At 69.2% G+C, this 16,546-nt stretch carries 12 protein-coding genes and 1 tRNA gene; 3 read left to right on the top strand and 10 right to left on the bottom strand.

Features of this window, described 5'->3' with window-relative positions:
• Positions 1-19: 19 nt before the first annotated feature.
• A complete protein-coding gene (gene pyk, locus AC07F0_RS14520; RefSeq protein ID WP_478978547.1) occupies positions 20-1,456 on the top strand; it encodes a pyruvate kinase in 1,437 nt (478 codons plus the stop codon).
• A gap of 7 nt (positions 1,457-1,463) precedes the next feature.
• On the opposite strand, the gene AC07F0_RS14525 is transcribed toward pyk, so the two are convergent.
• Together AC07F0_RS14525 and AC07F0_RS14530 are read right to left on the bottom strand one after the other, a co-directional pair.
• On the bottom strand, positions 1,464-2,210 hold the full coding sequence (locus AC07F0_RS14525; protein WP_478978550.1) for a helix-turn-helix domain-containing protein: 747 nt from the start codon (positions 2,208-2,210) through the stop codon (positions 1,464-1,466).
• Between the two features lie 81 nt (positions 2,211-2,291).
• Positions 2,292-2,375: transfer RNA gene (locus AC07F0_RS14530), tRNA-Leu, on the bottom strand.
• A gap of 101 nt (positions 2,376-2,476) precedes the next feature.
• On the opposite strand from AC07F0_RS14530, the gene AC07F0_RS14535 reads away from it, so the two are divergent.
• Positions 2,477-3,133 carry an ANTAR domain-containing response regulator gene (locus AC07F0_RS14535; protein WP_037668151.1) on the top strand — a complete coding sequence of 219 codons (657 nt, stop codon included), beginning with the start codon at positions 2,477-2,479 and terminating at the stop codon, positions 3,131-3,133.
• Between the two features lie 67 nt (positions 3,134-3,200).
• Here AC07F0_RS14535 and AC07F0_RS14540 read toward each other — a convergent pair whose 3' ends face one another.
• From AC07F0_RS14540 to AC07F0_RS14575, 8 genes are all read right to left on the bottom strand, one after another.
• Positions 3,201-3,917: an ABC transporter ATP-binding protein gene (locus tag AC07F0_RS14540; RefSeq protein WP_436730447.1), complete on the bottom strand. Its 717-nt coding sequence runs from the start codon at positions 3,915-3,917 to the stop codon at positions 3,201-3,203.
• Positions 3,914-4,786 carry an ABC transporter ATP-binding protein gene (locus tag AC07F0_RS14545; RefSeq protein WP_436730446.1) on the bottom strand — a complete coding sequence of 291 codons (873 nt, stop codon included), beginning with the start codon at positions 4,784-4,786 and terminating at the stop codon, positions 3,914-3,916. Before AC07F0_RS14545 ends, AC07F0_RS14540 begins: the two co-directional genes overlap by 4 nt.
• A 5-nt stretch (positions 4,787-4,791) precedes the next feature.
• Positions 4,792-6,609 (bottom strand): branched-chain amino acid ABC transporter permease, encoded by a 1,818-nt coding sequence (locus AC07F0_RS14550; RefSeq protein ID WP_478978553.1) that lies wholly within the window; start codon positions 6,607-6,609, stop codon positions 4,792-4,794.
• Positions 6,610-6,613: 4 nt separating this feature from the next.
• Positions 6,614-7,543: a branched-chain amino acid ABC transporter permease gene (locus AC07F0_RS14555; protein WP_436730444.1), complete on the bottom strand. Its 930-nt coding sequence runs from the start codon at positions 7,541-7,543 to the stop codon at positions 6,614-6,616.
• Between the two features lie 138 nt (positions 7,544-7,681).
• A complete protein-coding gene (locus tag AC07F0_RS14560; RefSeq protein WP_436730454.1) occupies positions 7,682-8,911 on the bottom strand; it encodes a branched-chain amino acid ABC transporter substrate-binding protein in 1,230 nt (409 codons plus the stop codon).
• Positions 8,912-9,713: 802 nt separating this feature from the next.
• On the bottom strand, positions 9,714-10,586 hold the full coding sequence (locus tag AC07F0_RS14565) for a trypsin-like serine protease (protein WP_478978556.1): 873 nt from the start codon (positions 10,584-10,586) through the stop codon (positions 9,714-9,716).
• 117 nt (positions 10,587-10,703) lie between these two features.
• Positions 10,704-11,192 (bottom strand): PaaI family thioesterase, encoded by a 489-nt coding sequence (locus AC07F0_RS14570; protein ID WP_436730442.1) that lies wholly within the window; start codon positions 11,190-11,192, stop codon positions 10,704-10,706.
• A gap of 57 nt (positions 11,193-11,249) precedes the next feature.
• Complete coding sequence (locus AC07F0_RS14575; protein WP_478978559.1) at positions 11,250-13,529, bottom strand: FdhF/YdeP family oxidoreductase; 2,280 nt, start codon at positions 13,527-13,529, stop codon at positions 11,250-11,252.
• Between the two features lie 236 nt (positions 13,530-13,765).
• On the opposite strand from AC07F0_RS14575, the gene polA reads away from it, so the two are divergent.
• Positions 13,766-16,492: a DNA polymerase I gene (gene polA, locus AC07F0_RS14580; RefSeq protein WP_478978562.1), complete on the top strand. Its 2,727-nt coding sequence runs from the start codon at positions 13,766-13,768 to the stop codon at positions 16,490-16,492.
• Positions 16,493-16,546: the final 54 nt, after the last annotated feature.

A 16,546-nucleotide genomic window follows, 5' to 3' on the forward strand; every position in this document is an offset into this window, starting at 1 on the left:
TAACTCATAGGCTCGGACCATGCGCCGAGCAAAAATCGTCTGCACACTGGGACCCGCCACCGACTCGTACGACCAGATCAAAGCCCTGGTCGACGCCGGAATGGACGTAGCCCGCCTCAACCTCAGCCACGGCGAACACGCCGAACACGAGGAGCGCTACCACCGGGTACGAAAAGCCGCCGACGAGACCGGCCGCAGCGTCGGAGTCCTCGCCGACCTTCAAGGCCCGAAAATCCGCCTCGGCCGCTTCACCGAAGGCCCCGTACTCCTCGAACGCGGCGACACCTTCACCATCACCGTCGAAGAAGGCGTCGAAGGCGACCGCCACATCTGCGGCACCACCTACGCCGGCCTCGCCGACGACGTCACCACCGGCGAACGCATCCTCGTCGACGACGGCAAAGTCTGCCTCGAAGTCACCGGAACCGACGGCCCCCGCGTCCACACCACGGTCGTCGAGGGCGGCATCATCTCCGACCACAAAGGCCTCAACCTCCCCGGCGTCGCCGTCTCCGTCCCCGCCCTCTCCAAGAAAGACGAGGACGACCTCCGCTGGGCCCTGCGCACCGGCGCCGACGTCATCGCCCTCTCCTTCGTCCGCACCGGCCGCGACATCCAGGACGTCCACCGCATCATGGACGAAGAAGGCCGCCGGCTCCCCGTCATCGCCAAGGTCGAAAAACCCCAGGCGGTGGAGAACATCGACGACATCGTCGCGGCATTCGACGGCATCATGGTCGCCCGCGGAGACCTCGGCGTCGAAATGCCACTGGAACAAGTCCCCATCGTCCAAAAACGCGCGATCAAACTGGCGAAACGCAACGCCAAACCGGTCATCGTCGCCACGCAAATGCTCGACTCCATGATCGACAACGCCCGGCCGACCCGAGCCGAAGCCTCCGACGTCGCCAACGCGGTCATCGACGGAACGGACGCCGTCATGCTCTCCGGCGAAACCAGCGTCGGCAGGCACCCCATCGAAACGGTCAGGACCATGGCCCGCATCGTCGAAGCCGCGGAGGAAGACATCCTCGCCAAGGGCCTCCCGCCCCTGACCGAACGCAACAAACCCCGCACCCAAGGCGGCGCGGTAGCCCGAGCAGCGGCCGAAATGGGCGACTTCCTCGGCGCCCGCTTCCTGGTCGCCTTCACCCAATCCGGCGACACCGCCCGCCGCCTCTCCCGCTACCGCTCCCCGATCCCCCTCCTCGCCTTCACCCCCGACCAGGCCACGCGCTCCCAGCTCAGCCTCACCTGGGGTGTGGAAACCTTCCTCGGTCCGGAGGTCGGTTCGACAGACGCGATGGTCGACCAAGTCGACGAACTGCTGCTCCGCTACGGCCGCTGCGCCAAGGGCGACACGGTCGTCATCACGGCCGGCTCCCCGCCCGGCGTCTCGGGCTCGACGAACATGGTCCGAGTCCACCACATCGGCGAGGACGACAGCCCGAAGTAGGGCGCCGTCAGTACTTGGGGCCGACATGGGCGTCCATGAGGGCTACGGAGGCTTTGCGGGCGATGGAGATATTGCGTGCGTTCGCCTGCTTCCAGTCGACGCCCACCTGGTCGAGGGCTCTGGTGAAGAGCCGGATGATGTCGGCCGAGAGGTTGGTGAAGAAGTACCGCGGATATTCGTAGCGCTTCCGCTCGCCGCCGACGATCCGCGTCGTCCAGTTGGTGATCCGGCAGCCGTCGGAGTGAATGAGTCCGCGGATGAACTCCCAGGGGTGGGCGTCGACGATGGCCTGTTGCCAGGGTTCAAGGGTGATCCGGCGTTCGTGTTTCACGCCGGGGCCGTGCTGGGGGAAGAGATGCGGCCAGTGCCTGCTGTAGCTGACCACCGAGACGTATCCCTGAGCTTGCGTGCGGAAGGCACATCCAGTCGGGTTGATGGTGCGCATCGCGATCTCGCAGGCGTCGATCAGGCCCGGCCATGAGTTCGCGCACGCGATCCTCAGGTAGTAGCCGGTGCTGCGAGGGTGGCCGCTGATGCAGCCATCACCGAGATAGAGGCCCAGCAGGTAGGCGTACGCGGCCTCATCGGCAGGTGGTCCGGGGTCAGGAGGCGCCATGCGGGGCAGCGGCTCGAGGCGGGCTTTCCAGGATCGAATCGCGGCCCGTGAGATGCCCGTTTCGCGGCTCACCGAGTTGAGGCTGCGGCCCTGGGCCACCAGTGCGAGTGCTCGCTTGCGTGTGCTGACGTCGTACATGTGGCCACTCTGTGCTACTGATCGTGACCGTGTGCAGCAAAAAGCGGATGTTCACGAGAACGTGAGCATCCGCTTCTCTAGTGCCCGGTGTGGGATTCGAACCCACATGCCCGAAGGCACGGTGGTTTGAGCACCGCGAGTCTGACCAGATTCCTCCAACCGGGCAGGCCAGGGGGCCGTTCAGAAGTGTACCCGCTCACCGTGTGTCCCCGCTGCTAGGTACCCTTCTGGGAGCAGTACCGGCCTGCCCCTACCAAGGAGCCCACGTGAGCGCCCCCGAGTCGCCCCAGCCTGTTGACGTGCCTGAAGACGACAAGTCGCACGTGCCTCCGATGACGACGCGGGTCGTCATCGCCGAGGACGAGGCCCTGATCCGGCTCGATCTCAAAGAGATGCTGGAGGAGGAGGGGTACACCGTCGTCGGTGAGGCCGGGGACGGGGAGCAGGCCGTGGAGCTGGCCCGTGAGCACCGGCCCGACCTGGTGATTCTGGACGTGAAGATGCCGAAGCTGGACGGTATCTCCGCGGCCGAGAAGATCGCCGAGGAGAGCATCGCGCCGGTGTTGATGCTGACGGCGTTCTCGCAGCGCGACCTGGTGGAGCGGGCCCGGGACGCCGGTGCGATGGCCTATCTGGTGAAGCCGTTCAGCAAGACGGATGTCGTGCCGGCGATCGAGATGGCCGTCTCGCGTTTCACGGAGCTGAAGGAGCTGGAGAAGGAGGTCGCGGACCTCACGCTGCGGCTGGAGACGCGCAAGCTGGTGGACCGGGCGAAGTCGATCCTCCAGACGGAGTACGGGCTGACGGAGCCGGCCGCGTTCCGGTGGATCCAGAAGACGTCGATGGACCGGCGGATGTCGATGCAGCAGGTCGCGGAGGCGGTCATCCAGGACGCCGAGGAGAAGAAGTCCAACAAGGGCTGAGAGAGCAGAGCGAGAGGCCCGCCCCCCTGCGAGAGGGGAGCGGGCCTCTTCGTGTGCGGGCTGGGCCTCAGTCCTCGCCGAGGTACGCCTTGCGTACCGACTCGTCGTGCAGCAGGTCCTGCCCCGTCCCGGAGAGGACGACGTTGCCGACTTCCATGACGTGGCCCTGGTCGGCGAGGGAGAGCGCCGCCTGGGCGTTCTGTTCGACGAGCAGGATGGTCGTGCCCTGGGACTTCAGCTCCGAGATCGTCGCCATGATCTTCTGCATCATGATCGGGGAGAGGCCCATGGAGGGCTCGTCGAGCATGAGGAGCTTGGGGCGGGACATGAGGGCGCGGCCCATGGCGAGCATCTGCTGTTCGCCGCCGGAGAGGGTTCCGGCGGCCTGCTTGCTGCGTTCCCCGAGGATGGGGAAGAGGTCGTAGGCGCGCTGGATGTCCTTCTCGATGCCTTCCTTGTCCTTGCGGAGGAAGGCGCCGAGCTGGAGGTTCTCCGCGATGGTGAGGCGGGGGAAGATGTGCCGGCCTTCGGGGGAGTGGGCGAGGCCGAGGGCGACGATCTTGTGGGCGGCGACGCCGGTCAGGGGCTTGCCGTCGAAGATGATCTTCCCGGATGTCGGCTTGAGCAGACCGGACAGCGTGCGCAGCGTGGTCGTCTTGCCGGCGCCGTTGGTGCCGATGAGGGTGACGACCTGGCCGGCCTCGACGCTGAAGGAGATGCCTTTGACGGCTTCGATCTTGCCGTAGGAGACCCGGAGGTCTTCGACCTCGAGGAGTGCGGTCACTTGGCTTCTCCCTTGGTGCTGCTGGTGGTGCTGGGCGCGTCGGCGGCTCCGGCTGCGGCTTCGGCTGCTTCGACCTCCGCGGCTTCGGCCTCTCCGGGGTCGCCTTCGAAGGGTTCGCCCAGGTAGGCGGCGATGACGCGCTCGTCGGCCTGGACGACGTCGGAGGTGCCTTCGACGAGCTTCTCGCCCTGGACGAGGACGGCGACGCGGTCGGAGAGGTTGAAGACGAAGCGCATGTCGTGCTCGATGAGGAGGACGGCGATGCCCTTGTCGCGGATGGCGAAGACGAGTTCCTCGGTGGCCCGCGTCTCCTGGGGGTTCATGCCGGCGGTGGGCTCGTCGAGGAGCAGCAGGCCGGGCTCGGAGGCCATGGCGCGTGCGATCTCCAGCTTGCGCTGTTCGCCGTAGGGGAGGTTGCGGGCGAGGTGGTCGCGCTTGTGGGCGAGGCCGATGAACTCGAGGAGTTCCATGGCGCGTTCCTCGCTGGCGCGTTCGGCTTTCTTGAAGCCGGGGCCGCGCAGGAGGGCCGACCAGAGGCCTTCCTTGGTCCGGGTGTGGCGGCCGACGAGGACGTTTTCCAGGACCGTCATGTTGGCGAACAGGCGGATGTTCTGGAAGGTTCTGGCGATGCCGGCCTGGGTGACCAGGTGGGGCTTGGGCGGCAGGACGGTGCCCTTGTAGGAGACCGTGCCTTCCGTCGGGACGTAGAGGCCGGTCAGGCAGTTGAAGAACGTCGTCTTGCCGGCGCCGTTGGGGCCGATGAGGCCGACGATCTCGCCGGAGTTGACCGTGAAGTCGACGGAGCGTACGGCGGTGAGGCCGCCGAAGCGCATCGTGACGTCGCGTGCTTCGAGTACAGGTGTGGTCATGGTGGTTACGCCCCCGCCTTGGTGACGGCCGGTTCGTCGGTCAGCGTGGTCTGTTTGGGTACGTCGAGTTGGCCGGTCTCGTGGAATTCGAGCTGGCGCCGGCGGTTGGCGATGATGCCTTCGGGGCGGAAGCGCATCAGCAGGATGAGCGCGATGCCGAAGGCCAGGAGCGACTTGTCCTGGAGGAACACCAGCTTTTCGGGGAGCAGGTAGAGCAGGGCCGCGCCGAGGAGCGGTCCGGCGACGGTGCCCATGCCGCCGAGGACGACCGCGGCCAGGAGGAACGCGGAGTTGGGCGGGGTGGAGCCGGCGAACTGGTACGGCGTGGGGACCACGCTGTAGGTGACGTGGGCGCTGACGGTGCCGGCGAGGCCGGCGAGGGCGGCGCCGAGGGCGAAGGCGACGAGTTTGACGCGGAAGCCGTTGATGCCCATGGCGGTGGCGGCGGTCTCGTCCTCGCGGATGGCGATCCAGGAGCGGCCGATGCGGGAGTCGGCGGCGCGGGTGTAGACGAGGACGACGATGGCCATGATGAGGACCATCAGCAGGTAGTAGTTGGCGAACCGGCCGAGGGTGAATCCGCCGATGTCGTGGGGCTGGCCGAAGTTGAAGCCGAGCAGGTTCAGGTCGGGGATGTTGGCGATGCCGTTGGGGCCGTTGGTGACGTCGGGTCCGGAGTCGCCGTCCATGTTGTTGACGGCGATGCGGAAGATCTCTCCGAAGCCGAGGGTGACGATGGCGAGGTAGTCGCCGCGCAGTCGCAGGGTCGGGGCGCCGATGAGGACGCCGAAGACGAGGGAGGCTGCGGCGCCTGCCAGGGCGGAGGCCCAGAAGGGCAGGTGGACGCCGGAGATGGTGGAGAACTCGGAGCCGGAGACGAGGGCGGCGGTGTAGGCGCCGACGCCGAGGAAGGCGACGTATCCGAGGTCGAGGAGTCCGGCGAGGCCGACGACGATGTTGAGGCCGAGGGCGACGGTCCCGAAGATCAGGATGTTGACGCCGATGTTGGCGTAGTGGTCGTCGGTCTGGGTGAAGGGGAAGGCGATGGCCGCGGCGAAGCCCATGGCGAGGGTGAAGCTGCGGTTGCCGGCGGTCAGGTGGGAGAAGCGGTCGAGCAGGCCGGCGGTGTGCAGCGCCCACATGGCGAAGGTGACGACGAAGAGGTAGCCGATGAAGAGTTCGCCGTATTCGGTGTCGATGCCGTAGGTGAAGACGCCGAGGCCGATGATGGTGACGACGGTGATCACGGCCCGCTGGACCCAGCCGCTGCCGAGTTGGGCGGCGGGGATGTGGTCGGGTTTGGCGATGTAGGCCTTGAGGGCTGCCTTGGTGCCGTCGGTGCCGGTCTTCTCCTGGGGGAGGGCGAAGGCGCCGAGGAGGGGCAGGAGGGAGGCGATGGCCGCGATCCAGCCGCCGGGTTCGAGGTTGACGACGCCGCCGAGTTCGACGCTGATGGCGACGACGGTGAACCAGGTGACGGCGAAGCCGCCGAGGGCGGTGAGGACGAGGGGTGCGTTGTTGCGGGCGGGCAGCAGCCAGCCGAGGCCGCGGATGCCGTATGAGGCGAGGGCGAACAGGGCGGTGAGGACACCGGCGGTGAAGGTGAGCCACTGCAGGCCGCCGGGGTAGCCGTTGATGGTGAGGTCGCCGGGGAACTCGGCGGTCCAGGTCCAGGCGAGGAACGCGGAGGCGGCGGTGGCGATGCCGCCGGCGAGCAGCAGGGCGCGGGCGGCCGCGGCGGGCAGGGGGATGAGACCGCGCAGGGCGGGCGTCGGGGTGGGGACGGCGTCCGGCGCTGGGGTCTTCTTGGTCGTCTCGGTCATGTGATCACGCCCTGTCCGCGACGCGCTCGCCGAGCAGGCCCTGGGGCCGGAACAGGAGCACGAGGATGAGGAGGCAGAAGGCCCACACGTTGGCCCAGCTCTGGCCGCCGAGCTGCGACATGCCGGGGATTTCGTCGATGTAGGCGGAGGCGAGGGTTTCGGCGATGCCGAGGACGACGCCGCCGAGCATGGCGCCGTAGATGTTGCCGATGCCGCCGAGGACGGCCGCGGTGAACGCCTTGAGGCCCATGAGGAAGCCCATGCGGTAGTCGACGTTGCCGTACTTGAGTCCGTAGGCGACGGCCGCGACGGCGGCGAAGAAGCCGCCGATGGCGAAGGCGATGACGATGATGCGGTTGGTGTCGATGCCCATCAGCTGCGCGGTGTCGGGGTCCTGCGCGGTGGCCTGCATGGCGCGGCCGGTGCGGCTGCGGCGCACGAAGAAGGCGAGGGCGGCCATGCAGGTGACGGCGGCGAGGATGAGGAAGATGTCGGCGTCCTTGATGGTGACGGAGCCGATGTCGTGGGTGGCGTCGAGGCCGGGGAAGGCGCGGGCGCGGTCGGCGCCGGGGTAGAAGTTGCGCACGACCTCCTGGAGCGCCAGGGAGAGGCCGATGGCGGTGATGAGCGGTGCCAGTCGTGGTGCTCCGCGCAGGGGCCGGTAGGCGAACCGTTCCGCTCCGACGGCGATGAGGATGGCCACGAGGGCGCCGCCGATGAGCATCAGGGGCACGGCGAGGGCCATCGAGGTGCCGTCGGGGAGGATGTAGAAGTAGACCGTGAGGGCGCCGAACGCTCCGGTCATGAAGATCTCGCCGTGCGCGAAGTTGATGAGCTGGACGATGCCGTACACCATCGTGTAACCGATGGCTATCAGCCCGTACATCGAGCCGAGAAGCAGCCCGTTGGCCAGCTGCTGCGGCAGGGTGTTCACCGCATGGCCTCCATGTCGCTGGTGGTCGTGTGCACTGGATGAGTGCGTGGTCGCGTGCTGTGGGGGTGTGGAAACGGGCCGCGCGGTCGGGGTCGTCCTCCCGCGCGGCCCGTGGTGCTGCGTACTGGGGGGCCGGAACTACTGGAGGTCGGCGGTGCCGGTCTCCACGGCCTTCCAGGCACCCTTCTCGACCTGGTACACCGTCAGCTGCTTGTTGGTGGTGTCGCCGTACTGGTCGAAGGAGACCTTGCCGGTGAGGCCTTCGAAGTCGGACTTCTGGACGCCGTCGACGACCTTGGAGCGCAGGTCGTTGATGTCGCTGGGCACCTTGCCGCCGTTGGCGTCGGCCGCGGCCTTGACGGCCTTGATGATGGCCGTGGTGGCGTCGTAGGCGTAGGCACCGTAGGCGCCGTAGTCGCCCTTGTAACCCTTGTCCTTGTACGTCTGGATGAACTGCTTGGCCGCGGGCAGGGTGTCGGCGGGGACACCGATGGCGGTGACGAGGTCGCCCTCGGCGGCCTTGCCGGCGGCCTCGATGTAGGTGGAGGCGAACATGCCGTCGCCGCCGAACAGCGGGATCTTGACGCCGGCGTCCTTGAGCTGCTTGGTGATCAGCGCGGACTCGTCGTACTGGCCGCCGTAGTAGAGCAGGTCGGCACCGGAGTTCTTGATCTTGGTGACGAGGGAGCCGAAGTCCTTGTCGCCGGTGTTGACGTGGTCGGTGGCGACGACCTTGCCGCCGAGCTTCTTGAACTGCTCGTTGAAGATCTTCGCGAGGCCGGCGCCGTAGGTCTGCTTGTCGTCGACGACGAAGGCCTTCTTCTTCTTGAGGCCGTTGTACGCGTAGCCGGCGGCGAAGCTGCCCTGGAGTTCGTCGGTGGTGGCGGTACGGAAGTACGTCTTGAACGGACGCTTCTTGTCCGTCTGCCAGTTCTTGCCCTGGGTCAGCTCGGGGGCGGTGTTCGCCGGGGAGATCTGGACCATGTTGGCCGAGGCGAAGACCTGCTGCATCGTCTGGGCGACGCCGGAGTTCAGCGGGCCGACGGCGCCGACGGCGGTCTTGTCGCCGGTGAAGGTGGTGGCGTTGGACTGGCCGGTGGCGGGCTGGGCCTTGTCGTCCAGGGCCTTGAGCTTGAATTTCACGCCCGGGACCCAGTTGTTCTTGTTGGCGTCGTCGACGGCGATCTGAGCGCCGTACTGGATGCCGAGGCCGGTGGTGGAGTTCTCACCCGACAGGGGGGCGTCGACGCCGATGGTCAGCGTGGTGCCGTTGCCGCTGTCTCCGCTCTTGTCACCGCTGTCGTCTCGGGAGCCGCAGGCGGTGAGAGTCAGAGCTCCGGTCGTCAGAACGGAGGTAAGAATCACCAAGGAACGCTGTCGCACAATCAGTCCTTTCACAGGCAGGCCCCGCCCTGGTCGGGGGGTGAGTGCCGCGCTGGTACCGAACTCCCGATGGAGCGGTGACTGGCCGTGACTCTAAGCCCGTGTGGAGGCAGGGTCAGCGGCGTGGGCTGGCTTGTGACTTTCTTGTTATGACGCGATGGATGCCCGGCTTCGGTGGCGGGCCCTCTCGGCGGGTTTGGTGGATTTTCTCCGTGGTCCGCATTCTGAGAACGCGCACTTCCGGTTGGCCGTGGCTGAGATCGTGCGGCCACCGGGGCGCGGGCGGCGCGAACGGGGGTGGGCGAGTCCCCGGGAGTGGGTGCGGCCGAAGGTGAAACTGTGCTGTTCTATTGCGCGCGCGTTACGGAGCGTTACGCCGGGAAAGGGGAGCGTCCGCGTCCGGGGGGAGTTCCGGCCCGGCGGAAAGGCGATCTCCGCGGTGATGCGGGGGGCCGGCTTGTCGGCCGGCTTGGTGAGGACCGGGTAAGCGCGGGGTGGGAACTGAACCGCTCGCTCGTGCGGGAGCCGGGAGCCGGAGCCGGGAGCCGGGGTCCGGTCGTCGGTGGTGAGGCACGTGAACGTGGCCGCGGCGACGGCGATCGTGGGAGCGGTCGGCGAGCCGGCCGGCCGGGCCTGTGCTGATGACGTCCGACTTCGGCACGAGTGGGCGGAGTTGCGGGGGCCGGAGAGCGAGGGAGGTGCCCTCGCCGCGCCCGGGGGCGGTGCCCCGCCGCACCACCAGGTGCGTGGTGCGGCGGGGCGGTCCGTCGGGCCCGGGGGCGCGGGGTTACGGCAGCTTCACGAACGGTGAGAGGAAGGCGCGGGCGCCGGGGGTGTCCAGGCGGTACGTCACGTTGGTCGCGTAGCAGGGGGTGTCGCCGGTGATGGTGGTGGCGGCGAGGATGCTCCTGCCGCCGATGACGGCGAAGTTGGGGCCGCCCGAGTCGCCGTAGCAGGCCCCTCCGTTGCCCTGTGGAGCGGTCATCGCCAACCGGGCCCAGGAGTTGTTGAGGGCGTCGAAGGTGACGGGTGCCTTCATGCGGACGCCGCCGCCGGGGTGGGTCTGGCCGCCGGGGCCGTTGACGGCTTCCTGGGTGCCGTAGCCGGCGACCAGCCAGTCGGTGGCGTTCAGCCCCTGCGGGCCGAGTCTGCCGAGCTGGTTCGCGGTGGGCAGGGTGGCCGGGGTGAAGCTCCAGCGGGCCTTGACCTTGGTGGCGGGCAGTTCGATCACCGCGATGTCGTGGGTGTCGGAGGCGGGCCCCGGATAGTCGGGGTGCGTGTGGGCGGTGCCCGGGACGGCGACGGCTGCCGCCTGCGCGGCCGGGTCGCCCGGGTACTGCTTCGCCGCCGCGTCGAGTCCGGACTGCACGTCCTGGTCCAGGGACACGTAGAACCGCACGTTGTCGGGCCAGTCGGAGGTGCAGTGCGCGGCGGTCAGGAAGGTGTCCGCGTCGATCATGGTGCCGGAACAGACCCAGTCGACCCGGTCGGGGGTCGCGGGGTCGCCGTCGTTGTCCCAGGTGGCCACGAGCGCGCCGACCTCGGTGCGTTCGGGGGCGGGCGTCGCGTTGTAGGAGTTGATGGCGGAGGACGGCAGCGCGGTGGCGAGCACGGCGGCACCGGCCGCGGCGGTGACGGCGAAGGCGCGTACGGAGGTCAAGAGAAACCCTTCTAGGGGTGGGACGGGTCTTCTCCTGTGGGGGTGGAGCGTCAGTGAAGCGCGCGGGGGCGGCCGCGACAAGAGCGCGCCCGCCCCTCCAGGGTTTTCCCTACGTCGTCAGCTCGCGGCGCGGATGAGCTGCTCGTCGCCCGGGTTCACGTCGCGCAGCAGACAGGTCAACCGGGCCGTACACACCCTTTTGTCGCTTTCGTCCGTTATGACGATTTCGTATGTGGCGGTCGAGCGCCCCCGGTGCACGGGCGTGGCCACACCGGTGACGAGGCCGGAGCGCACCCCGCGGTGGTGCGTGCAGTTCAGGTCGACACCTACGGCGATCTTGGAGCTGCCGCCGTGCAGCATCGAGCCGACCGAGCCCAGCGTCTCGGCCAGCACCGCGGAGGCCCCGCCGTGCAGCAGTCCGTAAGGCTGGGTGTTGCCCTCGACCGGCATCGTCCCGACCACCCGGTCCGCCGACGCCTCGACGATCTGGACGCCCATCCGGGTCCCGAGGTGGCCCGCGGAAAACAGGGCCAGGAGGTCGACGCCGAGCGCGGCGTACTCGTCGATGACCTCCTGCGGGAACTTCACATGCTGCTGCTCGCCCATGGGGCCCGGTCTCCGTTCGTCCAGATCATGCGGTTACCACTGTGGCTGAGCAAACGCTCAGTCGGCCGCCGATTGTTCCAGACGCACCACGACGGACTTGCTGGCCGGGGTGTTACTGGTGTCCGCCGTGGCATCCAGCGGCACCAGCACGTTGGTCTCCGGGTAGTACGCGGCGGCGCAGCCCCGGGCCGTGGGGTAGTGCACGACGCGGAATCCCGGCGCCCTGCGCTCCACGCCGTCCTTCCACTCGCTGACCAGGTCGACGTAATCACCGTCCGCCAGCTTCAGGGCCCGCGCGTCCTCGGGGTTGACCAGCACGACCCGGCGGCCGTTCTTGATGCCGCGGTAACGGTCGTCGAGGCCGTAGACCGTGGTGTTGTACTGGTCGTGCGAGCGCAGCGTCTGGAGCAGCAGGCGGCCCTCGGGCAGCTCCGGGTACTCCACGGGCGCGGCGGTGAAGTTGGCCTTGCCGGTGGCCGTGGGGAAGCGGCGCTCGTCACGCGGGGCGTGCGGAAGCGTGAAGCCGCCGGGCCGGGCCACGCGTGCGTTGAAGTCCTCGAAGCCGGGGATCACGCGTGCGATGCGGTCCCGGATCGTCGCGTAGTCCTTCTCGAACTCCTCCCAGGGCGTGGCGCTGTTCTCGCCCAGCACACGGCGGGCCAGGCGGCAGACGATGGCCGGCTCGGACAGCAGATGCCGGCTCGCGGGCTCCAGCCGGCCCCGGGAGGCGTGCACCATGCCCATCGAGTCCTCGACCGTCACGAACTGCTCCCCACTGCCCTGCAGATCCCGCTCGGTACGGCCGAGGGTGGGCAGGATCAGGGCACGCGCGCCCGTGACCGCGTGCGAGCGGTTCAGCTTCGTCGACACGTGCACGGTCAGCCGGGCCCGCCGCATGGCCGCCTCGGTGACCTCCGTGTCCGGGGACGCGGAGACGAAGTTGCCGCCCATGGCGAAGAAGACCTTCGCCTCGCCGTCACGCAGCGCGCGGATGGCCCGTACGACGTCGTAGCCGTGCTCGCGCGGCGGGGCGAAGCCGAACTCCTTCTCCAGAGCGTCCAGGAACGCCGGGGCGGGGCGCTCGAAGATGCCCATCGTGCGGTCGCCCTGCACGTTCGAGTGGCCGCGCACCGGGCACACGCCCGCGCCCGGGCGGCCGATGTTGCCGCGCAGGAGAAGGAAGTTGACCACTTCCTTGATCGTCGGCACCGAGTGCTTGTGCTGGGTGAGACCCATCGCCCAGCAGACGATGGTCCGCTCGGAGGTGAGGACCATGCCAAGGGCCTTCTCGATGTCCTCCCGGGTCAGGCCGGTCGCCGCGAGCGTCTCGTCCCAGTCGGCCGCGCGGGCCGTCTCGGCGAACTCCTCGTAGCCGTGCGTGTGCTCCCGGACGAACGCCTCGTCCACCGCGCCGTCCGTCTCGACGATCAGCTTGTTGAGGAGACGGAACAGGGCCTGGTCCCCGCCGAGGCGGATCTGCAGGAACAGATCGGTCAGCGCGGCGCCCTTGAGCATGCCCTGCGGGGTCTGCGGGTTCTTGAAGCGCTCCAGGCCCGCCTCGGGCAGCGGGTTGACGCTGATGATCCTCGCCCCGTTGGCCTTGGCCTTCTCCAGGGCGGACAGCATGCGCGGGTGGTTCGTCCCCGGGTTCTGGCCGGCGACGATGATCAGGTCGGCCTTGTAGAGGTCCTCCAGCAGGACGCTGCCCTTGCCGATGCCGATCGTCTCCGACAGGGCCGAGCCGGACGACTCGTGGCACATGTTCGAGCAGTCGGGCAGGTTGTTCGTGCCGAGTTCGCGGGCGAAGAGCTGGTAGAGGAACGCGGCCTCGTTGCTGGTGCGGCCCGAAGTGTAGAAGACGGCCTCGTCGGGGGAGCCGAGGGCGGCGATCTCCTCGGCGATGATGTCGAAGGCGCGCTCCCAGGTCACCGGCTCGTAGTGGGTGCCCCCCTCGGGGAGGTACACGGGGTGGGTGAGGCGGCCCTGCTGGCCCAGCCAGTAGCCGCTGCGGCCGGCCAGGTCGGCGACCGGGTGCGCGGCGAAGAACTCGGGCGTGACCCGGCGCAGCGTGGCCTCCTCGGCGACGGCCTTCGCGCCGTTCTCGCAGAACTCCGCCCTGTGCCGGTGCTCCGGCTCCGGCCAGGCACAGCCCGGGCAGTCGAAGCCGTCCTTCTGGTTCACGCTCAGCAGCGTCAGCGCCGTGCGCTTCACACCCATCTGCTGTTGGGCGACTCGCAACGTGTGCCCGATCGCGGGGAGGCCCGCTGCCGCGTGCTGCGGTCCGGCGACCTGCGGCGCGTCCTGAACCGGATCACTCTTGGGCGGCTTCGTCGCCATCGCACACTCCCCTTCGACCGCGCTGTGAGGTACGTCTCCGATCCTCGCACGCTGCGGTGACATCGCGTGAGGGGTGGGCCGGGGCGACGGCCCGCCCCGGGCGCACGCGTCGGGAGGACCGGGGCGACGGCCGTCCCGGGCGCACGCGTCGGGAGGACCGGGGCGACGGCCGTCCCGGGCGCACGCGGCGTCGGGGCCGGGACCGAGTGTCAGTGGGGCGTGGCAGGATCGGGGGCGTGGCAGAGACAGCATCGAAGACGACCGACCAGACCTCCGGCGGCAGCCGCCCGCGACTGATGCTCATGGACGGGCACTCGCTGGCCTACCGAGCGTTCTTCGCGCTGCCCGCGGAGAACTTCACCACCGCGACGGGCCAGCCGACGAACGCGATCTACGGCTTCGCGTCGATGCTGGCCAACACGCTGCGCGACGAGGCGCCCACGCACTTCGCGGTCGCCTTCGACGTCTCCCGCAAGACCTGGCGGTCGCAGGAGTTCACGGAGTACAAGGCGAACCGCTCCAAGACCCCCGACGAGTTCAAGGGCCAGGTCGAGCTGATCTGCGAGCTCCTCGACGCGATGGGTGCCGCCCGCTTCGCGGTCGACGGCTTCGAGGCCGACGACGTCATCGCCACCCTCGCCACGCAGGCCGAGGCCGAGGGCTTCGAGGTGCTGATCGTCACCGGCGACCGGGACTCCTTCCAGCTGGTCAGCGAGCACACGACCGTGCTGTACCCGACCAAGGGCGTCTCCGAGCTGACCCGCTTCACCCCCGAGAAGGTCTTCGAGAAGTACGGTCTGACGCCCGCGCAGTACCCCGACTTCGCGGCCCTGCGCGGCGACCCCTCCGACAACCTCCCCGGCATCCCCGGCGTCGGCGAGAAGACCGCCGCGAAGTGGATCAACCAGTTCGGCTCCTTCGCGGAGCTCGTGGAGCGCGTGGACGAGGTCAAGGGCAAGGCCGGGCAGAATCTGCGCGACCACCTGGAAGCGGTCAAGCTCAACCGCCGGCTCACGGAGCTGGAGCGCCGGGTCGAGCTGCCCAAGGGCGTCACCGACCTGGAGCGGACCGCCTACGACCGCAAGGCCGTCGCGATGGTCCTGGACACCCTGGAGATCCGCAACCCCTCCCTGCGCGAGCGGCTCTTCGCCGTCGACCCCGGCGCCGAGGAGGCCGAGACCACCCCCATCAGCACGGACGGCGTGCAGCTGGACGGCACGGTGCTCGGCACCGGCGAGCTGACCGGCTGGCTCACCGAACACGCCACCGGGCCCCTCGGCGTCGCCACGGTCGACGCCTGGGCGCTCGGCACGGGCTCGGTCACCGAGGTCGCGCTCGCCGCGCCCGGCGGAGCGGCCGCCTGGTTCGACCCCTCCCAGCTGGACGAGGCCGACGAGAGGGCCTTCGCGGCCTGGCTCGCCGACGCCGCCCGGCCCAAGATCTTCCACAACGCCAAGGGCGCCATGCGGGTCTTCGCCGAGCACGGCTGGAGCGTCGAGGGCGTGACCATGGACACGGCGCTCGCCGCCTACCTGGTCAAGCCGGGCCGTCGCTCCTTCGACCTGGACGCGCTGTCCCTGGAGTACCTGCACCGCGAGCTGGCCCCCGCCGCCGCGGCCGACGGGCAGCTCGCCTTCGGCGCCGACGAGGGCGCCGAGGCCGAGGCCCTGATGATCCAGGCCCGCGCCGTCCTCGACCTGGGCGAGGCCTTCGAGAGCCGCCTGGAGGAGGTCGGCGCCGCCGACCTGCTGCGCGAGATGGAGCTGCCCACGTCCGCGCTGCTCGCCCGCATGGAGCGGCACGGCATCGCGGCCGACCGGCCCCACCTGGAGGCCATGGAGCAGATGTTCGCCGGCGCCGTCCAGCAGGCCGTGAAGGAGGCCCACGCGGCAGCGGGGCACGAGTTCAACCTGGGCTCGCCCAAGCAGCTCCAGGAGGTCCTCTTCGGCGAGCTGGCCCTGCCCAAGACCAAGCGGACCAAGACCGGCTACACCACGGACGCCGACGCGCTCGCCTGGCTCGCCACGCAGACGGACAACGAGCTGCCGGTGATCATGCTCCGCCACCGCGAGCAGGCAAAGCTCCGCGTCACCGTCGAGGGCCTGATCAAGACCATCGCCGCGGACGGCCGCATCCACACCACGTTCAACCAGACGGTCGCCGCCACCGGCCGCCTGTCCTCGACGGACCCGAACCTGCAGAACATCCCGGTCCGCACCGACGAGGGCCGCGCGATCCGCCGCGGCTTCGTCGTCGGCGAGGGCTTCGAGTCCCTGATGACGGCCGACTACAGCCAGATCGAGCTGCGCGTCATGGCCCACCTCTCCGAGGACGAGGGCCTGATCGAGGCGTTCACCTCCGGTGAGGACCTGCACACCACGGCCGCCTCCCAGGTCTTCTCGGTCGAGCCGACCGCGGTGGACGCCGAGATGCGCCGCAAGATCAAGGCCATGTCGTACGGCCTGGCCTACGGCCTCTCGGCCTTCGGCCTGTCCCAGCAGCTGAACATCGAGGCGGCGGAGGCCCGTGCCTTGATGGACGCCTACTTCGAGCGGTTCGGCGGCGTACGGGACTATCTGCGCCGGGCGGTCGACGAGGCCCGGGCGACGGGCTACACGGCGACGCTCTTCGGACGCCGCCGCTACCTCCCCGACCTCAACAGCGACAACCGCCAGCGCCGCGAGGCGGCCGAGCGGATGGCCCTCAACGCACCCATCCAGGGCACGGCGGCCGACATCGTCAAGATCGCCATGCTCAAGGTGGACAGCGCGCTGAAGGAGGCCGGCCTCGCCTCCCGCATGCTGCTCCAGGTCCACGACGAAATCGTGCTGGAGATCGCTCCCGGGGAGCGGGCGGCCGCCGAGGAACTCGTCCGCCGCGAGATGGCGAGCGCCGTCCACCTCCGTGTCCCGCTGGGCGTCTCGGTGGGCGCGGGCTCGGACTGGGAGTCGGCGGCGCACTAGCGCGGAGCGGGGTGCCCTGGGCGGAGTCCTGAGTCGGGGGTGCCCGCCCCGCAC

Source organism: Streptomyces sp. NPDC045955 (genome assembly GCF_056430805.1).